The 4370-nt window shown below is 66.8% G+C and carries 3 protein-coding genes and 1 pseudogene; 2 read left to right on the forward strand and 2 right to left on the reverse strand.

The window, feature by feature from the left end:
- Positions 1–2092, reverse strand: a 2092-nt coding sequence (locus tag DMB66_RS58555; protein WP_158647722.1) for a transglycosylase domain-containing protein, incomplete at its 3' end; no start/stop codon positions are given.
- 540 nt (positions 2093–2632) lie between these two features.
- Complete coding sequence (locus tag DMB66_RS58560) at positions 2633–3100, reverse strand: DUF5318 domain-containing protein (RefSeq protein WP_125812564.1); 468 nt, start codon at positions 3098–3100, stop codon at positions 2633–2635.
- Between the two features lie 164 nt (positions 3101–3264).
- Here DMB66_RS58560 and DMB66_RS58565 point away from each other — a divergent pair, with 164 nt between their 5' ends.
- Together DMB66_RS58565 and DMB66_RS58570 are read left to right on the forward strand one after the other, a co-directional pair.
- The gene (locus DMB66_RS58565; RefSeq protein WP_125812565.1) at positions 3265–3861 is read left to right on the forward strand and encodes a PadR family transcriptional regulator; all 597 of its coding nucleotides are present in this window, start codon (positions 3265–3267) and stop codon (positions 3859–3861) included.
- Positions 3862–3878: 17 nt separating this feature from the next.
- A pseudogene (locus DMB66_RS58570) lies at positions 3879–4370 on the forward strand (inositol-3-phosphate synthase); the annotation flags it as partial.

A 4370-nucleotide genomic window follows, 5' to 3' on the forward strand; every position in this document is an offset into this window, starting at 1 on the left:
TCGGCCTGCCGTTGGCCTTGAAGATCGGCATCAGTTCCATTTGCTTGGTCTTCTTGTTCACCTTCTCGCGGCCGATCCAGACGGAGGCCGCGATCTCCTTGGTGCCGCCGACCATCCAGGCGTCACCGTTCTGGCCGTCCTTCTTGCCCTTGCCGGTGAATTCCCAGGTGCCGGTCTTGCCGATCGCCTTGCGGCCGTCAGCGAGCCCGATGCCGTTGATTCTGGGAATCTTCTGCATGACGTCCTGGGCCGCGGCGGCGACGTCGGGGCTGAACGCCTTGACCGGCTTGAGCTTCTCGCCGGTGTTCTTGACCGCGACGAACTTGCCCGTCTTGGCGTCGCGCTGGCGCACCTCGCGGACGAAGTGGGCCTTGTTGTAGACGCCGTCGTTGGCGATCGTGGCCACACCGCTGGCGTGGTCGAGCGCGGTGATCGAGTACTGGCCGAAGCCGACCTCGCGGCCGAAGCCGATCTTCTTGAGCTGCGCCTCGCTCGCGTCTTCGAGGTTGTGGCGGTCCGTATTCTCCGGGTCACCGATAGTCTGGATGCCAGCCTTGTGGGCCGTCTCGACGATCTTTTCCGGGCCGAGCTTGTCCGCGAGCCAGTAGAACGTGAAGTTGTAGGACTGCTCCACGGACACTTCAAGCGAGCACGCCTTCGGGTCGGGGCACTTCAGACTGCCACCCTCACGGCCGGAGTTGCTGATCTTGCCGCCGCCGTTGACCTTCTTCAGCGTGGAGTCCCAGATGGTGTCCATGCCGTAGCCGTCGCTCAGCGCGGCGAGCAGGGTATAGATCTTGAACGTCGAGCCGGGCGGGCGGCCGCCACCGCTGAAGGTGCCGGTTTCGCTGTAGTTCGGGCCCGCATAGTCCCAGCTTTTCGCGTCCGGACCGCCGTAGTAGGCGAGCACCCGCCCGTTGCTCGGGTTGATCGCGACCAGCGCGGACTTGTACGTGGAGTCCATCCCGTTCAGCGGCGACTCTTTGTTCTTGCCGTTCGCCGCTTCCTCGGCCAGTTTCTGGACCTTCGGGTTGATCGTGGTCTTGATCTGCAGGCCGCCCTGGTTCAGCTCGGTTTCACTGATGCCCATGTCCTTCAGTTCGCGCTTCACGTACTTGACGATCTTGGCGCTCGGCTTGTTGTTACCGCAGGTGGCGGTGGTGGAACACTTGTCAGGGTCCCAAGGTTTCAAGGTCTTCGTCGGGTACACGGTCGGTGCGGGGATGCCCGCGGGCACCCCGGCTTCCTTCAATCCGGCCGGCAGCGCCAACTCGGCCATGTTCCCGACCGTGTAGCGCCAGCGGATCTCGGCTTCGGACTTGCTGTTCTGCGGGTCAAAGCCCGGGTGGCCACCCTTGACCGGCTCCGGCTGCTTGATCACCGAGGCGAGAACCGCAGCCTCGGCGGCGGTGATCGCGCCCTTGCTGCCGATCGGGGTCAGCGCCGAGCGGGTCGGGCCGAAGTATGCCTTGACGGCGGCCTCGATGCCGTTCGCGCCGCGGCCGAAATACACGGAGTTGAGGTAGCGACCGAGGATCTGGTCCTTGGTGTATTCGTCTTCCATCTTGCGGGCGATGACCGCCTCGCGAAGCTTGACGTTGTAGGTGATCTCTTTTCGCTTCGTGGCGTACTTCGCGTACTGCTGGGTGATCGTCGAGGCACCCTGGGTTTCGCCGCCGCTGAAGTTGTTCCACGCGGCGCGGGCGATGCCCTTCATGTCGATGCCGTTGTGCTTGTAGAAGCCTTTGTCCTCGGCCGACACCACCGCGAGCTTGATCAGCGGGTTGATGCTGGTTTCCGGGATGATCGAGCGGTTGAACGTGCCCAGCGTGGAGATCACCGAGTTGTCGCTCGCCAGCACCTGGGCGGTCTGATTCTCAGCGGTCGGCTCGGCGAAGTCGACGCTGTCGAAGAAGTACGTGCCGCCGACCACGCCCGCGCCGAGCAGGATGACCAGCACCGCCGCCGCGGCGGTCAGGATGTTGGTCCGCCGGCGGCGCTTGGAGGCCTTGTTGAGGATCTTGCCCGCGCTGCCGCGGGTGCCCTGTCCGGCACCATCGGGACCGCCGGGTGCGCCGACGGCCGGTGACACCGGCCGCACCGCGGCACGTGCGACGGCGCCGCCCCCGCCGTAGGCAGGCCCCGCTCCCGGGGGAGCACCCACGGAAGCGCGGCCGCCGACGCGGGCGGAACCCGCGCCGGCCCCGACCGGGGCACGACCTGCACCGCCCACCGACGCCCGGCCACCGACGGAAGCCGCGCCGACCGAGGCGGCGCCACGCGGCGCGGAGCCGCCGACGCTCGCGCGGCCGCCGGCGGGACGCCGGTAGGCGCCGGGCGCTTCGTCGTAGCCGGACTGGTCGTCGTCAGGCGCGGATGCAGCGGACGGCCCGGGCACTCGGGCCCGGGCACGCGCAGACTGCTGATCGCCGTACGAGTTCATTCGGTCACACCTACCGGTCGCGGTGACGCACCAGAGAAGCCCTGGAGGGGCCTCGGAGGCGCTGTCACGGGCGGACGATTCTGGGCTGCGGGTCCGCAGCCGCCCTGTCGGATGTCAAGAATGACCGACTGCGGCGCTGGATGCCCGTATCGGTCGGGGTCGTGTCCACGTTAGCGAGGTTGAGACCGCTCACTGCCGGCCCTCCCATCTATGTGACGACGACCCTGTCTCGCGGTGGCGGCCCGAGGCGGACGAGGCAACGGCCCCGCCCTGGTCCAGTTCGTCGGCGTTCAGCGCGTCCCGGCCGAGCAGGTACTGCTCGATCAGATGGTTCCACGCGCAGGATTGGCACACCTCGACCACGAAGACTTGGAACTCACGCAGCGTCATCGCCAGCACGGGGAGTTCCGCCAGCTTACGAGCCTGTCCCGCGGACTGCTTGAGTTCATCACCGTAGATGTAATGCACCAGGGTGAGGTTGTCGCGGCGGCAGACCGGGCAACGGTCGTCGGTCGGCTCGCCATGGAACCTAGCTGCGTTTTTCAGGTACGGCGAGGCGTCGCAGACCTCAAGGGTCCCCACCTTGCCGTTGTGCACGTCACGCAGCAGCGCTCGCTTCTGAAGCGAGTAGTCAACCACCTGCCGCTGCGAACGCATGGCGAAGAGAGTACGCGGTCCACACGTCTACGGCGACAGCCATCACTCAGCGTGGCGTGGCGACTGCGAAACCATGACAACCCTTGCGGCCGAGCGCAACCCGATCTACGGTGACGATGTATCGGGCCGATACATCGTGCGAGACGGCGGAGGGGGTGGGCTTCATGTTGGAACTAGCGATCCTCGGGCTGCTCCAGGAATCCCCGATGCACGGCTACGAGCTGCGTAAGGAACTCGCCACGAAGCTCGGCACGATCCGCGCGGCGATCAGCTACGGCACGCTGTACCCGACCTTGAAGCGGTTGCAGACGGCCGGCTGGATCGGTGCGGCCGAGGCCGCGGACAGCGAGCTCATTCCTCCGCTGACCAGCAGGCGTGGCCGGGTCGTCTACAAAATCACCGCCGAGGGCAAGGAGCGCTTCGCCGCGTTGCTCGCCCAGGCGGGCCCGGAGACCTACGACGACGCCGGCTTCGGTGTGCACTTCGCGTTCTTCTCCCGGACCGACCGCGCGACGCGGCTGCGGATCCTCGAGGGTCGCCGTCGCCGGATCGAGGAACGCCGGGAAGGGCTGCGCGAGGTGCTGTCCCGCGCGTCCGACCGCCTCGACGCCTACACCCTCGAACTGCAGCGCCATGGACTGGACGCCTGCGAGCGCGAAGTCCGCTGGCTGGAAGAGCTCATCACCAACGAGCGCTCCGGCCGATCCCCAGCTGGGGAGATATCCCTCGAAGACCCGAGTCCGCACCAGGACCGGCCGTGAACAAGGAGGCAAACGCGATGGGCTCCGTCCGCGTCGCCATCGTCGGTGTCGGTAACTGCGCCTCGTCCCTGGTACAGGGCGTGGAGTACTACCGCGAGGCCGACCCCAACGACCGCGTCCCGGGTCTCATGCACGTGACCTTCGGCGATTACCACGTATCCGACGTGAAGTTCGTCGCGGCGTTCGACGTGGACGCCAAGAAGGTCGGCATGGACCTGGCCGAGGCGATCGTCGCCAGCGAGAACAACACGATCACGCTGACCGACGTCGCACCCACCGGCGTGACCGTCCAGCGTGGACCCACCTTCGACGGTCTGGGCACGTACTACCGCGAAATGGTCGAGGAGTCGTCCGCCGAGCCGGTCGACATCGTGCGCGCCCTGCGCGACGCCGAGGTCGACGTCGTCGTGTCCTACCTGCCGGTGGGCTCCGAGGAGGCCGACAAGTTCTACGCGCAGGCCGCGATCGACGCCGGTTGCGCGTTCGTCAACGCGCTGCCCGTCTTCATC

It is taken from the genome of Actinoplanes sp. ATCC 53533 (assembly GCF_003947245.1).